The 23,038-nt window shown below is 37.7% G+C and carries 24 protein-coding genes and 2 pseudogenes; 15 read left to right on the forward strand and 11 right to left on the reverse strand.

Annotation, left to right across the window (positions count from 1 at the left end; genetic code table 11):
• The first annotated feature begins 19 nt into the window (after nucleotides 1-19).
• Nucleotides 20-892, forward strand: coding sequence for a radical SAM/SPASM domain-containing protein (locus tag HPSH112_RS04080; RefSeq protein WP_000188974.1), 873 nt, complete (start codon nucleotides 20-22; stop codon nucleotides 890-892).
• A gap of 126 nt (nucleotides 893-1,018) precedes the next feature.
• Here HPSH112_RS04080 and HPSH112_RS04085 read toward each other — a convergent pair whose 3' ends face one another.
• On the reverse strand, nucleotides 1,019-2,065 hold the full coding sequence (locus HPSH112_RS04085; protein ID WP_000647319.1) for an AI-2E family transporter: 1,047 nt from the start codon (nucleotides 2,063-2,065) through the stop codon (nucleotides 1,019-1,021).
• A gap of 115 nt (nucleotides 2,066-2,180) precedes the next feature.
• Between HPSH112_RS04085 and dapF the strand changes: the two genes are divergently transcribed.
• Nucleotides 2,181-3,002 (forward strand): diaminopimelate epimerase, encoded by an 822-nt coding sequence (dapF, locus tag HPSH112_RS04090; RefSeq protein WP_000232456.1) that lies wholly within the window; start codon nucleotides 2,181-2,183, stop codon nucleotides 3,000-3,002.
• 106 nt (nucleotides 3,003-3,108) lie between these two features.
• Nucleotides 3,109-3,756, forward strand: coding sequence for a YkgB family protein (locus HPSH112_RS04095; RefSeq protein ID WP_001148294.1), 648 nt, complete (start codon nucleotides 3,109-3,111; stop codon nucleotides 3,754-3,756).
• A gap of 23 nt (nucleotides 3,757-3,779) precedes the next feature.
• Here the strand turns inward: HPSH112_RS04095 and HPSH112_RS04100 are convergent, their stop codons facing one another.
• Complete coding sequence (locus tag HPSH112_RS04100) at nucleotides 3,780-4,007, reverse strand: ribbon-helix-helix domain-containing protein (RefSeq protein WP_000418249.1); 228 nt, start codon at nucleotides 4,005-4,007, stop codon at nucleotides 3,780-3,782.
• 172 nt (nucleotides 4,008-4,179) lie between these two features.
• Here HPSH112_RS04100 and HPSH112_RS04105 point away from each other — a divergent pair, with 172 nt between their 5' ends.
• From HPSH112_RS04105 to accA, 6 genes are all read left to right on the forward strand, one after another.
• Complete coding sequence (locus tag HPSH112_RS04105; protein ID WP_000996919.1) at nucleotides 4,180-5,430, forward strand: hypothetical protein; 1,251 nt, start codon at nucleotides 4,180-4,182, stop codon at nucleotides 5,428-5,430.
• Between the two features lie 100 nt (nucleotides 5,431-5,530).
• Nucleotides 5,531-5,743 carry a 30S ribosomal protein S21 gene (rpsU, locus tag HPSH112_RS04110; protein ID WP_001117778.1) on the forward strand — a complete coding sequence of 71 codons (213 nt, stop codon included), beginning with the start codon at nucleotides 5,531-5,533 and terminating at the stop codon, nucleotides 5,741-5,743.
• A gap of 38 nt (nucleotides 5,744-5,781) precedes the next feature.
• A complete protein-coding gene (gene fabG / locus HPSH112_RS04115) occupies nucleotides 5,782-6,525 on the forward strand; it encodes a 3-oxoacyl-ACP reductase FabG (protein WP_001160832.1) in 744 nt (247 codons plus the stop codon).
• Between the two features lie 230 nt (nucleotides 6,526-6,755).
• The gene (acpP, locus tag HPSH112_RS04120) at nucleotides 6,756-6,992 is read left to right on the forward strand and encodes an acyl carrier protein (RefSeq protein WP_001163091.1); all 237 of its coding nucleotides are present in this window, start codon (nucleotides 6,756-6,758) and stop codon (nucleotides 6,990-6,992) included.
• A gap of 313 nt (nucleotides 6,993-7,305) precedes the next feature.
• Nucleotides 7,306-8,544 carry a beta-ketoacyl-ACP synthase II gene (locus HPSH112_RS04125; RefSeq protein ID WP_014534225.1) on the forward strand — a complete coding sequence of 413 codons (1,239 nt, stop codon included), beginning with the start codon at nucleotides 7,306-7,308 and terminating at the stop codon, nucleotides 8,542-8,544.
• A gap of 22 nt (nucleotides 8,545-8,566) precedes the next feature.
• Complete coding sequence (accA, locus tag HPSH112_RS04130) at nucleotides 8,567-9,505, forward strand: acetyl-CoA carboxylase carboxyl transferase subunit alpha (RefSeq protein ID WP_001029386.1); 939 nt, start codon at nucleotides 8,567-8,569, stop codon at nucleotides 9,503-9,505.
• Between the two features lie 34 nt (nucleotides 9,506-9,539).
• On the opposite strand, the gene HPSH112_RS08085 is transcribed toward accA, so the two are convergent.
• Nucleotides 9,540-9,719, reverse strand: a complete 180-nt coding sequence (locus HPSH112_RS08085) for a hypothetical protein (RefSeq protein WP_049760587.1) — start codon at nucleotides 9,717-9,719, stop codon at nucleotides 9,540-9,542.
• Between the two features lie 115 nt (nucleotides 9,720-9,834).
• Here HPSH112_RS08085 and HPSH112_RS04135 point away from each other — a divergent pair.
• Nucleotides 9,835-10,185: pseudogene (locus HPSH112_RS04135) on the forward strand (hypothetical protein).
• Here HPSH112_RS04135 and HPSH112_RS04140 read toward each other — a convergent pair.
• Genes HPSH112_RS04140 through rpmE form a run of 5 tightly spaced genes read right to left on the reverse strand, consistent with a single transcriptional unit; the run spans nucleotide 10,144 to nucleotide 13,736 of the window.
• Nucleotides 10,144-10,965 carry a hypothetical protein gene (locus HPSH112_RS04140; RefSeq protein WP_000792854.1) on the reverse strand — a complete coding sequence of 274 codons (822 nt, stop codon included), beginning with the start codon at nucleotides 10,963-10,965 and terminating at the stop codon, nucleotides 10,144-10,146. The pseudogene HPSH112_RS04135 and the gene HPSH112_RS04140 sit on opposite strands and share 42 nt — an antisense overlap.
• Complete coding sequence (locus HPSH112_RS04145) at nucleotides 10,962-11,936, reverse strand: hypothetical protein (RefSeq protein WP_000434911.1); 975 nt, start codon at nucleotides 11,934-11,936, stop codon at nucleotides 10,962-10,964. Before HPSH112_RS04145 ends, HPSH112_RS04140 begins: the two co-directional genes overlap by 4 nt.
• Nucleotides 11,937-11,948: 12 nt before the next feature.
• Entirely contained in the window at nucleotides 11,949-12,632 is a 684-nt protein-coding gene (gene rlmB / locus HPSH112_RS04150; RefSeq protein WP_001149302.1) for a 23S rRNA (guanosine(2251)-2'-O)-methyltransferase RlmB, read from the reverse strand.
• A 12-nt stretch (nucleotides 12,633-12,644) separates the two neighbouring features.
• A complete protein-coding gene (rsmI, locus tag HPSH112_RS04155; protein ID WP_000965310.1) occupies nucleotides 12,645-13,508 on the reverse strand; it encodes a 16S rRNA (cytidine(1402)-2'-O)-methyltransferase in 864 nt (287 codons plus the stop codon).
• A 24-nt stretch (nucleotides 13,509-13,532) separates the two neighbouring features.
• Nucleotides 13,533-13,736, reverse strand: coding sequence for a 50S ribosomal protein L31 (gene rpmE, locus HPSH112_RS04160; protein WP_000715282.1), 204 nt, complete (start codon nucleotides 13,734-13,736; stop codon nucleotides 13,533-13,535).
• Between the two features lie 261 nt (nucleotides 13,737-13,997).
• On the opposite strand from rpmE, the gene rho reads away from it, so the two are divergent.
• Both rho and murI read left to right on the forward strand, forming a co-directional pair.
• On the forward strand, nucleotides 13,998-15,314 hold the full coding sequence (gene rho / locus HPSH112_RS04165) for a transcription termination factor Rho (RefSeq protein WP_001004684.1): 1,317 nt from the start codon (nucleotides 13,998-14,000) through the stop codon (nucleotides 15,312-15,314).
• Nucleotides 15,315-15,350: 36 nt separating this feature from the next.
• Nucleotides 15,351-16,118, forward strand: coding sequence for a glutamate racemase (gene murI, locus HPSH112_RS04170; RefSeq protein ID WP_000690404.1), 768 nt, complete (start codon nucleotides 15,351-15,353; stop codon nucleotides 16,116-16,118).
• Nucleotides 16,119-16,448: 330 nt separating this feature from the next.
• Here the strand turns inward: murI and cagA are convergent, their stop codons facing one another.
• Nucleotides 16,449-19,448, reverse strand: coding sequence for a type IV secretion system oncogenic effector CagA (cagA, locus tag HPSH112_RS04175; RefSeq protein ID WP_001262943.1), 3,000 nt, complete (start codon nucleotides 19,446-19,448; stop codon nucleotides 16,449-16,451).
• 405 nt (nucleotides 19,449-19,853) lie between these two features.
• Between cagA and cagB the strand changes: the two genes are divergently transcribed.
• Complete coding sequence (gene cagB / locus HPSH112_RS04180) at nucleotides 19,854-20,081, forward strand: cag pathogenicity island protein B (protein WP_000428880.1); 228 nt, start codon at nucleotides 19,854-19,856, stop codon at nucleotides 20,079-20,081.
• 188 nt (nucleotides 20,082-20,269) lie between these two features.
• On the opposite strand, the pseudogene HPSH112_RS04185 reads toward cagB, so the two are convergent.
• Together HPSH112_RS04185 and tnpA are read right to left on the reverse strand one after the other, a co-directional pair.
• Nucleotides 20,270-21,417: pseudogene (locus HPSH112_RS04185) on the reverse strand (RNA-guided endonuclease InsQ/TnpB family protein).
• A complete protein-coding gene (gene tnpA, locus HPSH112_RS04190) occupies nucleotides 21,380-21,817 on the reverse strand; it encodes an IS200/IS605 family transposase (RefSeq protein ID WP_041199789.1) in 438 nt (145 codons plus the stop codon). The pseudogene HPSH112_RS04185 and the gene tnpA overlap by 38 nt, the downstream one beginning before the upstream one ends.
• Before the next feature lie 246 nt (nucleotides 21,818-22,063).
• Here tnpA and HPSH112_RS04195 point away from each other — a divergent pair, with 246 nt between their 5' ends.
• Both HPSH112_RS04195 and cagD read left to right on the forward strand, forming a co-directional pair.
• Nucleotides 22,064-22,411: a CagC family type IV secretion system protein gene (locus HPSH112_RS04195; protein WP_000670886.1), complete on the forward strand. Its 348-nt coding sequence runs from the start codon at nucleotides 22,064-22,066 to the stop codon at nucleotides 22,409-22,411.
• Nucleotide 22,412: 1 nt separating this feature from the next.
• A complete protein-coding gene (gene cagD / locus HPSH112_RS04200) occupies nucleotides 22,413-23,036 on the forward strand; it encodes a cag pathogenicity island type IV secretion system protein CagD (protein ID WP_000609454.1) in 624 nt (207 codons plus the stop codon).
• Nucleotides 23,037-23,038: the final 2 nt, after the last annotated feature.

Here is a 23,038-nt window from a genome sequence, read left to right on the forward strand (position 1 = left end):
AGCGTTACTATTTTCTGAATTGACACCCAGTAAGAAACTTTTTAAAAAGATCTATATAGAGTTAAGCGATATTTGCGGGTTGCAATGTGGTTTTTGCCCTAACCCCAAAAATATCAGAGGCGTGATGCCCTTAGAATTGTTTGAAAAAGTTTGTGAAGAAGCGGCCCTTTTAACCCAAATTATCACCTTGCATGTCTTAGGCGATCCTTGCAAACTCAACAATTTAAACCACTATCTCAACACCGCTAAACGCTTTTCTTTGAAAGTGGATTTGGTTACTAGTGGGGTGTATTGGCACGATTTTGAGACGCTTTTACACGATGCAATCTATCAAATTTCTATTTCTTTGGACGCAGGGCTAGACAATCACAACAAAATCAACCAGCACCGCTATATCCAAAAAATTTTAGAATTTTGCCGCTACAAATTTGAAAAAAACAGCGAAGTGTTTTTGAATTTACGCATTCAAGACAGCACCCTTGAGAAACACCAGAATTTGATCAAGCCTTTTTTAGAAAGCTTTGAATGTGTTTCTTTAGAGGGTTTAAAAACGCAAGGGCGCGCTCGTTTGTTTAAAAAAAGTTTTTTGAATATCCAAAAAACCTTTAAATGGCCGAATTTGAACGCCCAAAATCCCTTAAACCAAAAATCAAAGATCCCCTATTGTTACGGATTAATCAAGCAAATCGCTATTTTATCTAATGGCGTTGTCGTGCCGTGCTGCATGGACACGCAAGCTAATATCAGCCTTGGGGATTTAAATCATACGCCCTTAAAAGATGTTTTAAAGAGCCAAAAAGCTATGGCTATCAAAACCCATTTTTTAAAGGGCGAAGCGTTAGAACTTTTATGCAAAAACTGCTCCTACCCTTTGATCCGCTATAAAAAATGAAATTTGTATCTATTATGGGTTTAAAGTTGCGTTCGCATTGAATGAGGTGTTTGAAAATTCTTCAATGGTTATTTCTATAACTCACTCTTATCATTTTTAAAAATTTCGTTGTGAGCCATAGGACTTTCATTCGCATGCTTTTTGATCGTTTTGGATAAAGTAATTTTCATACAATCGCAGTAACGCAATAAAAAACGCCGTGATAGTAGGCCCTACAATAATCCCCCAAAAACCAAATTGTGAAATCCCAGCAATCATGGAAAAGAAAATCAGCATTTCGTTGATTTTAAGGGTGGTTTTAAAGATTCTTTTTTTGATGAAGACGATTAAAATTGGCTTGATCACGCTATCAATCAGCACGCTAATCAATAAAATGGAATACAAAGCGATAAAAATCGCCTCATTCACATTCCCATGATAAAGCTCATAAATCGCTATGGGGATCCAAATCAAAGCCCCCCCAACAGCCGGCACCAAAGACGCCAGGCCGTATAAAATCCCTAAAGACCAGCCGTCATGCCCAAACCATACGATCATCGCCCCAAACGCCACGCCCTCTAAAATAACCGTGATGAGAGAAGTTAAAAGCACGATGCGTAAAATCCCAGCCACTTCTTCAAAAATCTTTTTGCTTTGATTGATTCCAAGAGGCAAGACCCCCAAAAAATAACGATAAAATCTCTCCCCATAGTAAAAAAAGAAAAACAACAACCCCAAGATAAACAAAGCGTCTGTAATGAGTTTCAAGCTGTATTTTCCCACATAGCTGCTTATTTTCAGCAAATAGCCCGTGATTGAAGTGGCGTTAAAATTTTCTAAAAACTTGCTCACTCCATCATGAATGGTGGGAAAATGCGATAAATTTTCGGTAATTGTCCCTTTAAGCCATTTGATTAGGGCTGAAAATTTTTCAAAATTGATTTCAAAAATGATATTAGAACTTTTATAAACAATAAAATACAACGGCACGATCAAAACGCTCGCTAAAACCAAAACGCATAAAAACGAACTGGCAATATTGAAAAAGCGTTTATCTAAAAAAACTTTCACTTGAAAAAACCCCACGCACAAAAGCCCAGCGATCAATGCGTCCATTAAAAAATCTTGATACAAATAGATCATCCAATAAAAACCAATCAAAAAAAGAATCCAGAAGAAATACTGAGCTTTCATAAAATTATCCCCATTAAACTGAACCAAAAATTATCAAATGTTAGCTAAAAAACGCTCTTTTAAGGATAAAAAACCTCTTTTAACTTATAATTAAAATCAAAAAGGCTTATATTAGATGGTGTTTTACAAATATTCAGGGAGCGGGAATGATTTTTTAATCGTTCAAAGCTTCAAAAAAAAAGATTTTTCAAATTTAGCCAAACAGGTGTGCCATAGGCATGAGGGTTTTGGGGCTGATGGGCTTGTAGTCGTTTTACCGAGTAAGGATTATGACTACGAATGGGATTTTTACAATTCAGACGGATCTAAAGCTGGCATGTGCGGGAATGCGAGCCGTTGCGTGGGGTTATTTGCCTACCAGCATGCTATAGCCTCTAAAAACCATGTTTTTTTAGCCGGAAAAAGAGAGATTTCTATTTGCATAGAAGAGCCCAATATCATAGAGAGCAATCTTGGTAACTACAAAATCCTAGACACCATACCCGCTTTAAGATGCGAAAAATTTTTCACCAACGACAGCGTTTTAGAAAATATCCCTACTTTCTACCTCATAGATACAGGAGTGCCGCATTTAGTGGGATTTGTGAAAAATAAAGAGTGGTTAAATTCCCTTAACACGCTGGAATTAAGGGCTTTAAGGCATGCGTTTAACGCTAATATTAACATCGCTTTTATAGAAAATAAAGAGACGATTTTTTTACAAACTTATGAAAGAGGGGTTGAAGATTTCACGCTAGCTTGCGGGACGGGCATGGCGGCGGTTTTTATCGCCGCGCGCATTTTTTATAACACGCCTGAAAAAGCCGCTCTCATCCCTAAAAGCAACGAATCTTTAGAACTTTCTTTAAAAAATGATGAAATTTTTTATAAAGGTGCGGTGCGTTATATTGGCATGAGTGTTTTGGACATGAGTGTTTTTGAAAATGGGTGTTTTTGATCGTTATTTCTTGTAATAGTAATGATTTTGTCGTAATTAAACATAATGCGCTATCATTTCTAAGCTGTTTTTAGCAATATAAAAAATATCCTAAAGGAATAAAACCATGCAAGCGTTAAAATCATTACTTGAAGTGATTACAAAACTCCAGAATCTAGGCGGCTATTTGATGCATATAGCTATTTTTATCATTTTTATTTGGATTGGAGGGCTTAAGTTTGTGCCGTATGAAGCCGAAGGGATCGCTCCTTTTGTGGCTAACTCCCCTTTCTTTTCTTTCATGTATAAATTTGAAAAACCCGCATACAAACAGCACAAAATGTCTGAATCCCAATCCATGCAAGAAGAAATGCAAGATGACCCTAAAATCGTTGAAAACAAAGAATGGCATAAAGAAAACCGCACTTATTTAGTGGCTGAAGCTTTAGGGATCACGATTATGATCCTAGGTATTTTGGTGCTTTTAGGGCTTTGGATGCCTTTAATGGGCGTGATTGGGGGCTTGCTTGTCGCTGGAATGACGATCACGACCCTATCTTTTTTATTCACAACGCCAGAAGTGTTTGTCAATCAGCATTTCCCATGGCTTTCTGGGGCTGGAAGGTTAGTGGTTAAAGATTTGGCGTTATTTGCTGGAGGCTTGTTTGTGGCCGGGTTTGATGCGAAACGCTATTTAGAGGGGAAAGGGTTTTGTTTGATGAATCGCTCATCGGTAGGGATTAAAACTAAATGCTCTAGCGGGTGTTGCTCTTAAAGAGCGAACGCCTTAAAGTAGGCTTAAAGCCTACTAGAAGAATCTTGGTTAGCGCCTTTTTTGTAAATGATTGTTTTTAAAATGTGGCGTTTGACAAAGGAATTAACACTCTCTACTTCTTCATCAGCTAATCGTCTCAAAACATCATGCTCGTCTTTAGAGAGATAAAAAGTCACTGAAAAATTGCGTTTCAACTCATCTACAGCGACACGCTTACGACCGGGTTTTATATTTTTATTTTCTAATTCCATTAAAATTTCCTTTTTTAGTTAGTGTGTAGTAATATCATAACGGCTATTCTAACATGAAATAAACGCCATTTTATATTAAATCTAAAGAAAAATATTTTTAGATGTGCTAGAATACCCATTTGTTACAAGATAAGCTTTTTTATCAAAAATAATGATGACATAGGGGTAACAAGTGGCAATAAACACCTTTTTAAAACATTCTTTTCTGGTCTGTTTGTTAGCGGTTAATTCTTACGCTTTTGACTGGAATATTTTTAAATATAATTTGGGTTTCAATATGTTTATCATGGACCATGAAGGCTCAACGCCTTATTGGGTCAATACTAACACCAATCTTAAAACCCGTTTGACTCCAAATTTTGGGATCCAATTTTATACAAAAGGTGTGGAGCAAAGCCTTACTGTGGGGGCGTATTTTTTTCAAAACTTCCATAACTACAGCACTAATTTTCCCTACCGCTGGGGGCCTACTATGTATTATAAGGCTAGGGGGAAGCGTTTTACTTTTTATGGTGGGATTTTTCCCAGGAAAAACCTCTTAGGAAGGTATGGTTTGAATATTTTTGCCCCTTATTATTGGTTTATAGATCCAAACGCTAGAGGGTTTTTATTGCAATTTCAAAACCATTATTCGCCTTCAAAACCCTATTATGGGCATGCGGAGTTCATGCTAGATTGGTTTGGAGGCAATTGTTACAACACTTGTAAATTCGGAAGAAACCCTTATGGGAACGCAATGGACAGGTTTCAAATGAACGGCTCTGTCGCTTATAATTTCTTTAAGGATTTATTGGGTATTGGAGGGTATTTTGTCTTGTTCCATAACGAAGACAAATACCTTTTGAATGGGGCTGATGGCATGCAGTTTAATGAAAAAAAAGCGATTGACAATAATAATATTTATCTTATGGATCGCCTCTACTTTAACGCTTACATAGGGACAAGCCTTTTAGACATCGCCCCCTTTATGGAAAAACTCAACGCCAGTTTTGGTATGGTTTCTGAATCAAGCCGATTAAGGCAAATTCACAAAAATGTGCCTTTTATGAACAGCGTGGGCGGGCAATTTGATGTGGAGATTCAATATAAAGGCTTTGGAATACACAATTTATTTTTCTTCGCCAAGACCCCAGAAATGCCTTTTTATAACCAATACCAGTATGTTGAAATGTATTGCACGCCTTCTTATTGCCCCACGCCTATTTATCGCGGCGTGCCATTCTTTCAAGCCAACATGTATAATCGTTTTGATTTGTATTACAATTGGAAAAACGACTTCGCATCGGTCCGCATCAACTTCGTGCTTAATGCGATGCGTGGGGGCTTTGATAGGAGCTTGCCTTGGTCAGAATCTTACCAAGTGTATATGACGGTTGCCTTTGATCCTTACAACCTTATTAACAAAATTGCTAGAAAAAAGTGAAAATTCTTGACAACCAGTTAATTCGTCTTATATAATGCTATTTCATTTGTAGCCATTGTTAAGCAATGATTTTAAGCTATGGAAAAGAGGTGATAGCAGTATGCCAGGGATTAAGGTTAGAGAAGGCGATGCGTTTGATGAAGCTTATAGGAGATTCAAAAAGCAAACCGATCGCAATTTGGTGGTAACAGAATGCCGCGCTAGAAGGTTCTTTGAGTCTAAGACTGAAAAACGCAAAAAACAAAAAATCAGCGCTAAAAAGAAGGTTTTAAAGCGTCTTTATATGTTAAGGCGTTATGAATCAAGACTATAAGAACTTGAACAAATTTAAAATTTAAGGACTATTGAATAATGCAATTCACAGGGAAAAATGTTCTCATTACTGGGGCTTCTAAAGGCATTGGGGCCGAAATCGCCAAAACTCTCGCTTCTATGGGGCTGAAAGTTTGGATCAATTACCGCAGTAATGCTGAAGTGGCTGACGCTTTGAAAAATGAGCTTGAAGAAAAAGGCTATAAGGCAGCTGTCATTAAATTTGATGCGGCTTCTGAAAGCGATTTTATTGAAGCGATACAAACCATTGTCCAAAGCGATGGAGGTTTGTCTTACTTGGTGAATAACGCCGGTGTGGTGCGCGATAAATTAGCGATCAAAATGAAAACAGAAGATTTTCACCATGTTATAGACAATAACCTCACTTCAGCGTTTATAGGTTGCCGAGAGGCTTTAAAGGTGATGAGCAAAAGCCGTTTTGGGAGCGTGGTCAATATCGCTTCTATCATTGGTGAAAGAGGCAATATGGGGCAGACAAACTACTCAGCGAGTAAGGGGGGGATGATTGCGATGAGCAAGTCCTTTGCTTATGAGGGAGCTTTAAGGAATATTCGTTTCAACTCTGTAACGCCCGGTTTTATAGAAACCGACATGAACGCCACTTTAAAAGATGAACTCAAAGCGGATTATGTTAAAAACATTCCTTTAAACAGGCTAGGGTCTGCTAAAGAAGTGGCAGAAGCGGTAGCGTTTCTTTTGAGCGATCACTCTAGTTACATCACTGGAGAGACTCTCAAAGTCAATGGCGGGCTTTATATGTAGTCCTAAACAAAGGGTTCTTTTAGCGATAAAAGTTTGTAAGTGGCGAAAATCATGCTAACATTATGAGGTTATTCTAAAACAAAGAGGTTATTATCAAATGGGGATTATTTACTTAATATTGTTTCTCATTGTAATTTATTTGTTGTATAGGATTTTAGATGTTTTGGAGCAAAAATAAACGCTCCAATGATGGTTGATTTAATTTTTACAAAAACAAGGGAGTTTTAATTATGGCTTTATTTGAAGATATTCAGGCAGTTATTGCTGAGCAGTTGAATGTGGATGCAGCACAAGTTACGCCAGAAGCGGAATTTGTGAAGGATTTGGGTGCGGACTCTTTAGATGTCGTGGAATTAATCATGGCGTTAGAAGAAAAGTTTGGCATTGAAATTCCTGATGAGCAAGCGGAAAAAATCGTCAATGTGGGCGATGTGGTGAAGTATATTGAGGATAATAAACTAGCTTAATCTTTTTAACTTGGAGCGTTTTCTCCAGGTTTTAGTCAAAAATTTGGCTTTAGCTAAAATCTAGTTTTATCCCAACAGTGCAAAAAACTCTGTCCTTTAGGGTGCAAGGTGCAAGTGCATAGCTGTTAGGCTATATTCAAGCTAAAAGAGATTAAAATACCACCAGTCTTTTTGGGGTAGGAAATATCCATGCAGACTATAAAGAACAAAGCCTTTCGTGTTAGCATTCAATGGAATGCTTTAGTTAGGAAGCCCCTTACTTTTAGAAAGGGGCGGTTTCACTGAATTAAAGTTTTGAAATGAGGAGCTATTGGTGCGTCGGATTGTAGTAACTGGAATGGGAATGATCAATTCGCTAGGTTTAAATAAAGAAGATTCTTTTTTAGCGATCGCTAAAGGGGAATGCGGTATCAAAAACATAGAAAGTTTTGATGCGAGCGCGTTTCCTGTGCGTATCGCTGGAGAAATCACTGACTTTGACCCTACAGAGGTGATGAATCCCAAAGATGTTAAAAAGGCGGGTCGTTTCATTCAATTAGCCTTGAAAGCCACAAGAGAGGCGATGAAAGATAGTGGGATTTTAGACGCTCACAATAGATGCCCTGAAGAATTGGCAAATCGCATGGGCGTAAGCTCTGGCTCTGGGATTGGTGGGTTAGGCAATATTGAAGCGAATTCCATTTTTTGTTTTGAAAAAGGCCCTAGAAAAGTCAATCCCTTTTTTATCACTTCTGCGTTAGTGAATATGATTGGTGGTTTCACTTCCATTGAGTTTGGCATTAAAGGGCCTAATCTCTCTAGCGTAACGGCTTGTGCAGCAGGCACTCATGCCATTATTGAAGCCGTTAAAACCATTTTGCTTAATGGGGCTGATAGAATGCTAGTCGTGGGAGCGGAATCCACCATTTGTCCCGTAGGGATTGGGGGGTTTGCGAGCATTAAAGCCCTTTCTACAAGGAATGATGAGCCTAAAAAAGCTTCAAGACCTTTTGATAAGGATCGCAATGGTTTTGTAATGGGCGAAGGTGCTGGGGCTTTAGTGCTTGAAGAATACGAGAGCGCGAAAAAAAGAGGGGCAAAAATTTATGCAGAATTTGCCGGATATGGCGAGAGCGGCGATGCTAACCATATCACAGCCCCGGCTCCTGAGGGTGAAGGGGCTTTTAGAGCCATGAAAATGGCTTTAGAAATGGCGAAAGTGGAAGTAGGCTATGTGAATGCTCATGGGACTAGCACGCATTATAACGATTGGTATGAAAGCATCGCTCTAAAAAATGTGTTTGGCTCTAAAGAAAAAGTCCCTCCCGTTAGCTCCACTAAAGGGCAGATTGGGCATTGTTTGGGCGCTGCGGGCGCGTTAGAAGCCGTTATTTCTATCATGGCCATGAATCAAGGGATCTTACCTCCTACCATCAATCAAGAAACGCCTGACCCAGAATGTGATTTGGATTATATCCCTAATGCGGCCAGAGAAAAGCAAGTGGGTGCGGTGATGAGTAACTCATTTGGTTTTGGTGGCACTAATGGTGTTGTGATTTTCAAAAAAGCCTAGTTTTACAAAGTTAGGATTTTGAATGGCCATTTATTTAGATTTTGAAAATCATATTAAAGAGATTCAAAATGAAATTGAATTAGCCCTTATTAGAGGCGATGAAGATGCTAAAGAAATCTTAGAAAAAAGATTGGACAAAGAAGTTAAAAGCATTTACTCCAATCTCACTGATTTTCAAAAACTCCAATTAGCAAGACACCCTGACAGACCCTACGCTATGGATTACATTGATTTGATCTTAAAAGATAAGTATGAAGTCTTTGGGGATAGGCACTATAACGATGATAAAGCGATCGTGTGTTTTATAGGGAAAATTGATAATGTTCCGGTTGTGGTGATCGGAGAAGAAAAGGGCAGAGGGACTAAAAACAAGCTCTTAAGGAATTTTGGCATGCCTAACCCTTGTGGCTATCGTAAGGCTTTGAAAATGGCAAAATTTGCTGAAAAATTTAATTTGCCTATTTTGATGCTCGTAGATACAGCCGGGGCGTATCCGGGGATTGGCGCAGAAGAAAGAGGTCAGAGTGAAGCGATCGCTAAAAACCTCCAGGAATTCGCTTCCTTAAAAGTCCCTACCATTTCTGTAATTATCGGTGAAGGGGGCAGTGGTGGCGCGCTAGCGATTGCGGTGGCTGACAAATTGGCTATGATGGAATATTCCATTTTTAGCGTTATATCCCCAGAAGGTTGCGCGGCGATTCTTTGGGATGACCCTAGCAAGACTGAAGTGGCTATTAAAGCGATGAAGATCACGCCTAGAGATTTAAAGGAAGCAGGGCTTATTGATGATATTATCTTAGAGCCTAGCAAAGGGGCTCATAGAGACAAATTTTCAGCCGCTAACACGATCAAAGAGTATTTTTTGGACGCTCTAAGGACTATCCAACAAGATCCTCATTTCCTTGACAACCGCTATCAAAAATTAATGTCGCTTGGTTCGTTTGTGGAGAGCATGAATTAGATCTATAAAAAACATTGTGTGTTTAAACTTTATTTTAAACCCATTCTCTTAAAGAAATAAGGGGTATTTTGAAATAATTCCCCCCTACAACTAAAATTCCCCCTAAAGAACGCTTTAAAAATACCGCTTGAATAAGCTCTTTACTATCCGATCTTAAAAAATGCAATATTTTTTTATAACTAACGCTCAATAAAAGCAAAGCCAAATTTTTCACTCCTTGCTATCATTTTATCGGCGTGTTGAATGAAAGCGTTCTCATTTTACAATACAAAAGTTAGGTCTAATGGTATTTTTAAAAAAGAAAGAAATCCCATGGTTACACATGAAAAATCAAAAGCCGCTTTTCTAGGAATTGGTCTTTAAGGAATAGGGGTAGGCATTTTGCATCTTCAAGCGTGTATTTTTTCTCATTTTTTGTCATTACAATGGCGTTTGGCAAAAAGATAAAATCTTTAAAACTCGCCTTGGAATTTCTATTGTTAGTAGCACTTTATTTCATTATTGCTTGGTGCTCTACACACACTAGCGCATTTATTTTTTGTATGGTTTATTAATTGGTGGGCTGTCCTTTTTATAGAAATGAGAATCTGGGCTTATTAGTAAGCTGTTTTATTCCAGTCAATAAGGTTATCCCCTACTTAAGGCATCGCATCAAAAACCACGCTAATCCCATTTTTTAAAATGATAGGGTTTTTTGCGTCAGTGATATGGATAAAACGCACGCCATCAAGCAAATTAAGAGCGATTTCTTGTTGTCTGTTTTCTTTAGCAATGATTTGAATGATCTTTAAGTTTTCATCATAAAAGATCACTTTGGGTTGCCATAAAGGGTTATTAGAGCTTATTTTTAAATACGCATTCTGATTCACGCTCAGCCAGTATTTCCCGCTCGCTTCCTTAAACTCCACAGGATCGCTACTCAAAACTAAAGCTCTCGCACTAGGAAGCTTGACTTCTTGTAAAGAAAAGTCGTATTCCCACTCTTTTAAAGACACCCGTCTAATATCTGTAAAATCAAAACCATGCCTTTTCATTGTCTCTATCAAAATGTTAGGGTCTAAAACGTATTCCGTTTTAAGCTCGTATGAAAAAATATTCTCGCCCAAAGAGCTTTGCATTTTAATGGGCAAAACATACGAATACCCCATCATGCTCAAAGAATTATTAATGCTTTTGGCAAACGCTAGGGGATTGCTTGAAGCCTTGAAAGTGATTTTTAACATGCTTGGCTTGTTAAAATTAAAAGACAAAAGCCCGTTTTCTTTGAGAGTGTTGAGCAGTTTCAAGGAATCCAAACGCCCCATTGCATAGAAATCCTTACGATTTTTAAACAAACGCTCTAAAAAAAGCTTGTTCGTATGATAAGCCCGCTCCCCCATTAAATTCTCAATCTTATCGTTTAAAGCATCAGCGCTTAATAGCGTTCCCCCAACAATAAAAGCTAAAAAAAGGTTTTTCATTGCTGGAGTTCTTTGTATTGGGCCTCATTGATGAGCGTCAAGCCTTTAGCTGGCTCGTATAAAAACCGCCTAGCTTTGTTATCGTTATAATTTTGTGCTTGATTATTGTTTTTAAGGATAAGATACCCATGCCCAAAACGCAACAACAAGCGGTGGTTTTTGGTCTCTAAAGAATAATTTTTTTTAAAAACTTTTTGAAAAGAGTTTTTTTTCTCATCTAAATCAATCACTTCCACCCAAATATCTCGTTTAGGGATAATATAAATGGTATTAGGATATTCTTTGATCGCTTCTTTTTCTTGCTTGTCTTGTTCTGTTTGTTTTTCTTGTTTTTCTTCTGGCTTAGGCGTTGTCTCTGGCTTGTTTTCTTCTGCAAGATTAGCTTTATTGAAAGAATTCTTTTTAGTGCCGGATTTAATAGCGCTTTCTTGCTCTCTTTCTTCTTTTAAAGAAGAGCTGTTTTGAATGATAACGACCGCCAAAACAATGACAATCACCCCTAAAATCAAAACAAAGGGCTTCCATTTGGAAGATTTTTTGGATAATGAAGTATTGGCTTGATTGATGCTGTAATCCAATTCAACCTTAAGGGGTTTTTTTGCTGTTTCTTCAGGATCTGTTTCTTGATTTTTCTCTTCACTCACGCTCTCTTTAAAAACACACACTTTGTCAAATTCTTTCATCCATGCGCTCAAATCAATTTTATACTCGCGCTCTAAAATTTGTATAAAGCCCCTAGCACGCACCCTTGATAAAGACTCATAGCGTTTTTCCAAGATAGAATGGATATTTTTAGAAGCGATTTTAGTCGCCTTGCAAATTTCTGCTACTCCAACTTCTTTTAAAATTTGCAAATTTTTATCTAAATTTTTAAGCGATAATTCTTCCAATGCCGCACCAGAAATATCTTTAGAAATGTTTTGAACATCAGTAAGATCTAAATTTTCTAAACTTTTTTTATGCTGTTCCATTCAATTGACCACCTAGTTGATTTTATCCATTAAGATCCCTGCTGCCACGCTCACATTGAGCGAATCAAAATCTCTTCGCATTTTTACGCTTAATATAGTGTCCATTTTAGCGAGGATTTTTTTAGACAACCCCTCATGCTCGCTCCCCAAAAAAAGAGTGCATTTTTTTAAGGATAGATTTTCTACTTGACTAGAGCCTTGCATGCTCGCACCCAAACATAAAAACCCGCTCGTTTTCAATTCATTGATTAAATCCAGCGTGTTAGGCGCAACGCTAAAAGGCAAATCATACATAAGCCCCAAGCTGGATCGCACAATCCCCTCATAAGCCAATTCTTTAGCAAAATCTAAAATAACGCCATCCATTCCTAAACAATACGCGCTCCTAAAAATACCCCCAATATTCCCCACATCCGTAATCCCACAAAGCACCAAAAGTTTTTGAGCTTTTTTAATCTCTTTTAAAGGAACCGCTAAAGGCAGTTCCACCTTAGCTAAAACCCCTTGATGGTTCCCCCCCTTAGCCAAGCTTTGCGCTTTTTTATTATCCACTTTGATGATATTAGGGCATGCTTTTTTGAGCGCGAAAAAAAGCTTTTTGTCTATTTCTTTAGAAAGATAGATTTCTTGCAATTTTTCTTGATGAGAGTTTAGAATGTGCATGATCACTTGCTTGCCATAAATTACTGCTTGCATGCTAAACCCCTTTTATTGATTTTTTTCTTCTAACAAACGCTGGAAATAAAGCTCTTTAGCGTTTTTTTGTGTCATAGCGGCTTCAATTTTAGCCTTAATTTTAGGAGGTAAATCCAACTCCAATAACGCCGATAGCCCCAGGCAAGGCTCTATTTTTTTTTCATTCAAAAGCACTAAAACCCACTCCCCTTGGATATTACTTTGTTGCAACCGCTCTATGATTTGAGAAATCTCTCCTAAATAGTATTGCTGGTGGAGTTTGGTAAGCTCTTTAGCCGCAAACAAATGCATGCCTTTAGCCAAATCGTTTAAATCCTTTAAAGTCTCTAGCAATCGGTGCGGGCTTTCATAAAAAACCACCGGAGTTTTTTCTTCTAAATACGCTAAAGCGTTTAAAATTTTAGCGATTTTTAAGCGCCTTTCCTTACTCTTATGAGGTAAAAAGCCGGCGTAAAAAAACCGCCCTTCTAAAAACCCGCTCGCGCAAAACGCCGTAGTGAGCGCGTTAGCCCCAGGCAAAACATCGTAGGGAATGTCATGTTTTAAAGCGTGAGCGACTAAACTCATGCCTGGATCGCTCAAACTTGGCATGCCCGCATCGCTCATCACAGCGATTTCTTTGTCAAAAAAAGAAAGCTCTACTTTGTTTAAAAATTCCTGGTCATTGTGCGAATGGAATGCGATAAACTCCCTTTTTTGAGTGGCGATATTAGGGAAAGAATGGCTAATAATAGGGTTTTGTGTAAACAAGTGCAACAACCTCTTACTCACCCTTGTATCCTCGCATAAAAAAACCTCGCAACGCCCTAAAACTTCTAAGGCGCGTAGCGTAATGTCAGCGAGATTACCTATAGGAGTGGGCAAAAAATACAGCACAAAAAGCCACGCTTTTTAAAAGAGTTACTTCAAGTTGTAGCGTTGCTTGAATTTCTCTACTCTCCCTGCAGTGTCAGCGATTTTATCGCTACCGGTATAGAAAGGGTGGCAAAAGCTAGAAATATCAATACGCATTTCAGGTCTAGTGCTTAAAACTTCAATTTCTTTCCCGCTAGTTACGCAAGTAACTTTGCATGGGATATATTCAGGGTGAATGCCTTTTTTCATCAAGTATCCTTTATTTTTAAATTTAAACTTAAAATTATAGCATAAGTAACAATAAATTAAAACCACTCTAAAGTTAAAATAAAATTTGACTTTGTTAAAAAACTTATGATAGCATGATCATTACAAAATCCAACACCTTATGGCATCCACCATTTTAATTTAAATATCTTGTTGGTTACACCATTTTGCCTTATTTGCTTTTTGTATTTTTTATCTTAATTGCAACAAACTAGAAACCTCTTTTTGTTAAAAGGAAATTTAATGAACGAAAACGCGCCTGCACACAAGAGTCCGCACAAAGTCAAAACACACACGCCAGTGAGCGGTTATCACATTGAAGATTTACGCACCTACCCTACTGAAAAGCTTTTAGAAATCGCTAACAAGCTCAAAGTGGAAAACCCCCAAGAATTCAAACGACAAGACTTGATGTTTGAAATTTTAAAAACCCAAGTTACGCAAGGCGGATACATTCTTTTTACCGGGATTTTAGAAATCATGCCTGATGGCTATGGCTTTTTAAGGGGGTTTGATGGGAGTTTTTCAGACGGGCATAACGACACTTATGTCAGCCCTTCTCAAATCAGGCGTTTTGCTTTAAGGAATGGCGACATTGTTACCGGTCAAGTGCGATCCCCAAAAGATCAGGAAAAATACTACGCCCTTTTAAAAATAGAGGCCATCAATTATTTGCCTTCAGATGAGATTAAAAACCGCCCTTTGTTTGACAATCTAACCCCCCTATTCCCGGATGAACCAATCAAATTAGAATACGAACCCACTAAAGTTACCGGCAGAATGCTGGATTTATTCAGCCCTGTGGGGAAAGGTCAAAGGGCTTTGATCGTCGCACCACCAAGGACTGGGAAAACGGAGCTGATGAAAGAACTCGCCCAAGGCATCACCTCTAACCACCCTGAAGTGGAACTGATTATCCTTTTAGTGGATGAGCGCCCTGAAGAAGTTACGGATATGCAACGAAGCGTTAAAGGTCAAGTTTTTAGCTCCACTTTTGATTTGCCCGCAAACAACCACATAAGAATCGCTGAGTTGGTGCTAGAAAGGGCTAAAAGGCGAGTGGAAATGGGAAAAGATGTGGTGGTTTTATTGGATTCTATCACCCGTTTAGCCAGAGCGTATAACGCTGTAACGCCTTCAAGCGGTAAGGTTTTAAGTGGGGGCGTGGATGCGAACGCCTTGCACAGGCCCAAGCGCTTTTTTGGAGCCGCAAGGAATATTGAAGAAGGCGGGAGCTTGACGATTATCGCTACTACATTGATTGAAACGGGATCTAGAATGGATGAGGTGATTTTTGAAGAATTTAAAGGCACTGGGAATAGCGAAATCGTTTTAGCGAGGAATATTGCAGACAGGCGCATTTACCCGGCCTTTGATATTTTAAAATCCGGCACACGAAAAGATAATATCTTGCTTGGCAAAGACCGCTTGACTAAAGTGTGGGTTTTAAGGAATGTGATGCAACAAATGGATGACATAGAAGCCTTAAGCTTTGTGTATTCTAAAATGCAACAAACTAAGGACAATGAAGAATTTTTAAATTTAATGAATGAAAAATAAAATCCCTAATTAATCCCATTAAATTAAAAAAGTGTCATGAAAATAGGCGTTTTTGATAGCGGTGTGGGAGGGTTTAGCGTTTTAAAAAGCCTTTTAAAAGTGCAATCATTTGATGAAATCATCTATTATGGCGATAGCGCTAGAGTGCCTTATGGCACTAAAGACCCCACCACGATCAAGCAATTTGGCTTAGAGGCTCTGGATTTTTTCAAACCGCACAAGATTGAATTATTGATTGTGGCATGCAACACAGCGAGCGCTCTAGCCTTAGAAGAGATGCAAAAGCATTCCAAAATCCCTATTGTGGGCGTGATTGAGCCAAGCATTTTAGCGATCAAACAACAAGTAAAAGATAAAAACGCCCCTATTTTAGTGTTAGGGACAAAAGCGACGATTCAATCCAACGCTTATGATAACGCCCTGAAACAACAAGGATATTTGAATGTTTCGCATTTAGCCACTTCTCTTTTTGTGCCTTTGATTGAAGAAAATATTTTAGAGGGCGAATTGCTAGAAACTTGCATGCGTTATTATTTCACTCCATTAGAGATCTTGCCTGAAGTGGTTATTTTAGGTTGCACGCATTTTCCCTTGATCGCTCACCAAATTGAGGGCTATTTTATGGAACATTTTGCCCTTTCAACGCCCCCCCTACTCATCCATTCTGGCGATGCTATTGTGGAATATTTGCAGCAAAAATACGCCCTTAAGAAAAACGCATGCACATTCCCTAAAGTGGAATTTCATGCGAGTGGCGATGTGGTTTGGCTAGAAAAACAGGCTAAAGAATGGCTCAAATTGTAAAACGCTAAATGCTTTCCATCCACAAACCCTCGCTTTACTAAAAAATCTAGGTGTTTTTGAATGGTCATAGAATCAATCTCTGTAACTTGCGATAATTCATTAAGATTTAATCCATCCCCAAAAGCATGCAAGCAAAACAGAGTAAATTCCCCCACATCTTCAATTCTTGCTAGATGAAGGCTTAACTTATACCCCTAATAAGGAACACTCACATCCACAAAACCAATGCCATGCTTCATTTTTGCAACTCCTAAAATTCTCTCTTTTTAGTTAGGAATCCCCTTTCTTTAGAAAGGGGTGGTTTTTGCGTTTTTGATATTCCTCAATCCTTTAAGATTTCTGGAAACCACTTTTTGTAACTCCATATTCCGCTTTCTTCGGGCTATAAGATCCTGTAGAAAAGCAATCGGTTAAAAATTGCTCAAAGCCAGACTTAATGTTTTTTACGGCATTGTTGAACTTGGTGGAAAACTTGAACGAATCAGAATAACCTTTCATATTCTTTTGGTTGAATCCAATTTTATCATAATCTGACAAAGGAACGCTTCCCACATTATGCGCAACTATCTTATCATTCACGAGCTTGAGCCACTCAGGGTTTTTTTGCGTTAGCATGCCGGTCGCTTTTTCATTGATTGCTCCATTTTTGACATTGCTATTAATGTGTATGTGGCTGTTAGTAGCGTAATTGTCCAATTTCGCTTGCAAACTAGTAGGCACTTTTTTTGCACCTTCAAACCATAGATTCACAACATTCTTTTTTGTAGAATCTTTGAGTCCATGCATCATTTGTTCTAGATGTGTCATTTGTTGTGGGTTTACAAAAAGACCTGCTTTAGCTTCTAACACTGCCTGATTGAGATTGCCAATTTTCTGAGTCAATTCTTGATCCCTTGAAAGCCCTACCTTACTCCTGAGATTATCATCTCCAGCATGCATTTTCAAAGTATAAGGTCCGCCGAGATCATCAATCGTAACATAAATGGGTTCACGGCCATCTAATCGCGTTGCTAATCGCCCTAATCCTAATCCACTGAAATCGTCCACTCCTTTACTTGCTGATGCAATTTTATTGAGTTTGTCAATTTTTGCACTTACATCTTTAGCAACTTGATCGTAAATGGACCCTTCAGGGCTAGTTACTTGTCCTGTTTTCTTTTTATTAACTTGAGCGTAAATGGGCTCTGCACTGTTTTTGAGTCCATTATTATTGTTGAAATTTGCAAATTTCTCATTCAATTCTTTCTTAATACCCGAAATTTTTCCGGTGAGCGTTGTGGCTTCTGTTTTAGATAACCCATTACCGACTAGGGTTCCATTCACACGATTTTTAACGGATTTTTGTAGATCAGAATCTTTTCCAACATTGAAACTTTCATTTTTTTGATCCAATTTTTGATCCGTTGAGAAGTTTTTGAGGTCGGCTAGCGCTTGATCTAACATACTGAAATTGCATGCCGTTTTAGCCACTAATACAGCCTGATTGAGATTGTCAACTTTATCCGTTATCTCTTGATTGACGATCGCATCCTTAATGGAATTTTCAAGGTCGCTTTTTGCTTGTGTTACCTTGCTGAAATCCTTATTTTTGCCATTTTTAAATTCATTCAAAGCTGTACTAAGGTTTTCAACTTTTGAAATCCATTCTGGATTGATACCCAAATCTTTCACCGAGCTTTTAAGGGCTTTTAGCGTTTCTTCTACCTTGCTGAAATCCTTATTGTTGCCACTTTTGAGCGCATCAAAAGATTTATTAAAGTCTTTCAAATTCTTGTTGATATTTTCAATTTTATCAGACAATTCCCTCCTGATGCCTTCAAGATTCTGATCGTAACTGGCATTTCTTGCTTCCTTATAAGTCTCTTGATTGATAAGCGCAAAAATCTCATCTTTTTGGCTGTTAGCTTGAGCTTTTGCTTCCATTTTATTTTTGTTGCCGCTCTTGCTCTCAATTTTTTTCGTTACTTCTTTCTCTAAATGCTCTCGTTTCCTTATAGATTTTTCAAGATCTTTTTGAGCTTTTTTCACTCCGCCATAATTGCCTGTATTTTTAGCTTCAGCTACAGCTTTATTGAAACTTGAAACTTTTCCAACCAATTCCTTGTTACTGTTCAAAAAGTCTTTGACGAGCTTATTAGCTTCTTTTGGGGACAATCCTTTAGCGATCACCTTATCCTCTAAATTTTGCCTTACAGGATGATTAGAGAGAACGAGACCATTTAATTTAGGCAAATTAAAGATAGCTACCTTGCTAAAATTTGCTTCCAAATGGGAAACGCCATTCGTAGCGCCTATACCCTCATTAGGACTCTTGGAGGCGTTGGTGTATTTGAAATTGGAATAATTGACAAACATCACGCCATCATCTTTTAGGTTACCTTGAAAAGTGGTTTTTGTCTCCCTATCTAAAGCTCTATCTTGTTCTTTCCCATAATCTTTGAGGGTATAGCTCAATTCCCCATTACCAAAATCGGTAACCAAAGCTAAATGCTTGTTGTCTTTTTTAGAAACAAAAGCAATGTGATCACTCCCTAGGGTGTCTAAATAAGCCTTAGGGTCTTTTTGGAAATTTCCAATTTCAGTTTGGAACTTTTCTTTCTCTTTCTCGCTCAAGTTATCTAATTTAGTGCTGTTTTGTGCAAGAAATTCCATGAAATCCACTTTGTTTTGGATCTCTTCTTGACTCAACGCTTGTTCCAAGCCTGTGAGTTGGTCTTTTTTGTAGAGATAGAAGCTAGGGTTGTTAATCCCACCTTCATTACCCGCTATGACTAACCCACTGCCGTTTTTAAGATGCATATTGATGAGTGTGGCCACATTGTTGCCTTGTTGGTTTTTATAACCAACGGTGGCGTTCCAATCATGCCTAGCTTCAGGACCACCATTATCCCCATACAACAATGAAACTTTTTCAGGTTCCATGTTGCTATGACTCCCCATTGACATAGAAGACAGAACATTACTGTGAACCAATAACTGGCTGAACTTGTAATTAGGATCAATGTCGGCGATACCCTCAACATCCAACATTTCCATATCACCAAGAGTGAATTTAGGAAAATTACCCCTTCCATCAAGCAAATCCCTAGCTTGAGGTAAACCTTGCATGTTGGTGGTAGTGGCTATATTTTGTTCAACATTAGACCTTGGCTCTTGATTGAGCGTTTCTTCGAGATCGGAAGATTGTTTTTTGCCAAGTGCAAACAAATCGGTAAGTTTTGAAAAAAACTGATTCTTTTTGGTGGGATTTTTGATCGCTTTATTATCGTTCTTATCAACGATTGGTGTTTGATCTGGTTTTTTTGTTTGATCGATGGTTTCGTTAGCCATTGTTTCTCCTTTACAGCTAATTTGGTATCAAAGACTGCTAAAAACCACTACACGCTTGAGTGGTCAATTTATAATCTTTGAACACTTTTATTATAATACAATATTAGGAATTTTTTCATTAATCTTGTTAATATTGAAAAATTCCAGTCGTTGCAAGCATCTAAAGGCTAGGAACGATTCACATTTTTACCCACAATTAACAAAAACTTGCTAAAATAGACAAATTTTAACAAGAAAAAAAATAAGAAATGAGCCTTCAAGAAGAAATCAAATGCAATGCTAAAGTATGGTTGGAGGAATGGTTGGAAGCAAGGTGAGTGCATGAAGCGTTCTAAAAATAGTTTGGTTTGTGTGTGTCATACTTACCATAAGTGTGTGTTTGTGATTTAGGTGTTTGTGATTCGCATGGAAAACAAATCAATAGGACAGATTTTCAAAGACAGCTTCAAAAAAGGTTTCTTTAGTGGTCTATGGAGTTGCTTAAAATGGAGCTTTATTCTCACTCTGATCAGCTTGGGTTTGTTTTTGCTTGTTTTTAGGTTTCAACCTGAGACTATTAAAAAATACATCAAAGATCCTAAAGATCTACAATTCTACAATGACTTGAGAAACAAAAAAGGTTGGGACAAGTAGGTTTATTGTTTCTAAATTGTGTCAATTGTCAAACAAAAGTGTCGGTTTTTATTTGAATCAAAAAGGATACACGCAAGACCAATTAATCTAGTGGTGCTTGCGTGAAAGTTTGACATACTCCCCATAGCTAAAGCTAGGGGATTCTAGCTAAAGCTATGGGACTTCTTTTGGTATCAAGCAAATTCTGCCTAACAAGTAGGTCTTACAAATTCTACACCTAGGGTTTAGATGCCCCTACCCTGCGAATATTGATAGCTGCGTTCAAATCCCTATCTATCACCAAGCCACAATGCTTGCAATGGTATTCATCACCTGTCTTGCCGCTTTTTCTGAAATCTTTATTAATTTCTTCATTGACAAACAGGCAATTAGAACAAGTCTTAGAACTGGGATAAAATCTATCAATTTTAACGACATTAGCCTTATTTTCAAGGATCTTCACAAACTCGCTAAAAGCTAAATCGCTCACCTTTCTGCCCCAAAGTTTTTGCATGGCTTTCATGTTCAAGTCTTCAATGAAGATCGTTTGGTATTCTCTGCTCAGCTTCAAAGCCAATTTATGGAAGAAATCGGTCCTTAAACATTTGATTTTTTGGTGCAACTGAGTCAATTTCTTTTTAGCTTTCTTGAAGTTATTAGAACCCTTAATTTTTTTGCTAAGGTTTCTACTAATTCGTTTGATTAAAGGCAAGTATTTAGAGAAAAACAAAGGCGATTCTATCTTAGTGTGGTCAGACCCTGTCAAAAAAGTCTTTAACCCAAAGTCAAAACCCACGCTCTTATCGCATGCGGTTTGCTTGTTAGGATGGTTTTCTAATTCACAGACTAGACACAAGAAATAATCGCCTGTGTTGTCTCTCTTAATGGTTAAAGTTTTTATTTTCCCTATAAACGCATAAGTTTTGATGAACTTGTATCTATAACCATTAAAAGAAATAACATTGTCTTTTAATGCAAACCCCACTCCCTTATTCAATCCTGTCTTTTTGTCAATCTGACTCTTAAAAGTGAAAGACTTGTAGTTGGCTACTTTTTTGAATCGTGGCAGTTTGGCTTGTTTGTTAAAGAATTTTTTGAACGCTTTGTCTATCCTCTCAGCCAAATCTTGTATGGTTTGTGAGCCTAGTGTTTTTAAAAAAGCATAACGATGGGTCTTTTTTAGCTTGGTGATGTGTTTTTGCAGATCGTAAAGTTTTAGATACTTTTTGAAAAGCCTGTAATAGCGTTTGTGCAAGGCGATACAATGATTATACAGCACCCCATAACGCCTTAATAGTGTGTCTATATGCTTAGTCTTATCATTGGTGTAGAGCTTTTGTTTGTAGGTTATCAACATAATTTTTCCATTTTTCTTTTTGCTTAGGGCGGTTGCTGTTTTGTTGGTTTTCAATGTATTGTTTGACAACATTCAAAGGCACACCACCCACTGTTGAAATGAAACAAGAATTAGTCCATAAAGTAGGCAGTTTTGTTTTTAAGTGGTTAAATTCTTGTCTTAATACCTTACTGCTACGACCTTTAGCGGTTTTAATGAATTTCATCACTCCAAAGCTTGGATCAACATCAGCTAAAATGTGGATATGGTCTTTATCAGTTTGCATTTCTATGATTTCCACTCTCAATTCTTTAGCCACTTCTTGAATGATTTCTTTCAATCTCAATTCCACAGCTCCTACTAATACCTTACGCCTGTATTTAGGACACCACACAATATGGTATTTGCAAGAATAGACAATGTTGTGGTTGTTTTTGTATAAAACAGCGTCTCATATTTGTATTATATTTAAAAAAAATAACTGATACAAGATATTGATAGCGTTAGCATTATTTTTGGATATAACGACAACACTGATACGCTATTAACGCCTAATGCGTTTCGCCTTGTATCCCCATAGCTAAAGCTAGGGGCTTTACGGCGTTAGGTGGTAAAAATATTTTTTTTTGGTATAATAACACCATTATTTCAATCTGAAAGGAAACGCATGAAATTTCTTACAAGAATCACTGACAGCTACAAGAAGGTTGTAGTAACTTTAGGGCTAGTGATAACAACCAATCCTTTAATGGCGGTCAGCAATCCTGCAACAGGCATTAGTGAGACTAAAACTTTGGTTGTTCAGATCATTTCTGTTTTAGCGATCGTAGGTGGTTGCGCTCTAGGGGTCAAAGGCATAGCGGATATTTGGAAAATCTCTGATGACATCAAAAGAGGTCAGGCGACTGTTTTTGCTTATGCACAACCCATAGCTATGTTAGCGGTGGCAGGCGGTATTATCTATTTGAGCACTAAGTTTGGCTTCAATATTGGCGAAGGTGGAGGAGCTAGCTAAATTGATCAACAATAATAGTAATAAAAAACTAAGAGACTTTTTTTTGAAAGTTCTCTTAAGTCTCGTTGTTTTCAGTTCGTATGGGTCAGCAAATGATGATAATCAAGCGAAAAAAGAAGCGCTAGAAAAAGAAAAAAACACTCCTAGTGGGCGTGTTTATACGAATTTAGATTTTGATAGTTTCAAGGCGACTATCAAAAATTTGAAAGACAAGAAAGTAACTTTCAAAGAAGTCAATCCCGATATTATCAAAGATGAAGTTTTTGACTTCGTGATTGTCAATAGAGTCCTTAAAAAAATAAAGGATTTGAAGCATTACGATCCAATTATTGAAAAAATCTTTGATGAAAAAGGTAAAGAAATGGGGTTGAATGTAGAATTACAGATCAATCCTGAAGTGAAAGACTTTTTTACTTTCAAAAGCATCAGCACGACCAACAAACAACGCTGCTTTCTGTCATTGCGCGGAGAAACAAGAGAAATTCTATGCGATGATAAGCTATATAATGTTTTGTTGGCCGTATTCAATTCTTATGACCCTAATGATCTTTTGAAACATATTAGCACTATAGAGTCTCTCAAAAAAATCTTTTATACGATTACATGTGAAGCGGTATATCTATAAGG

It is taken from the genome of Helicobacter pylori Shi112 (assembly GCF_000277405.1).
In the GTDB taxonomy this organism is placed as follows: Bacteria; Campylobacterota; Campylobacteria; order Campylobacterales; family Helicobacteraceae; genus Helicobacter; species Helicobacter pylori_C.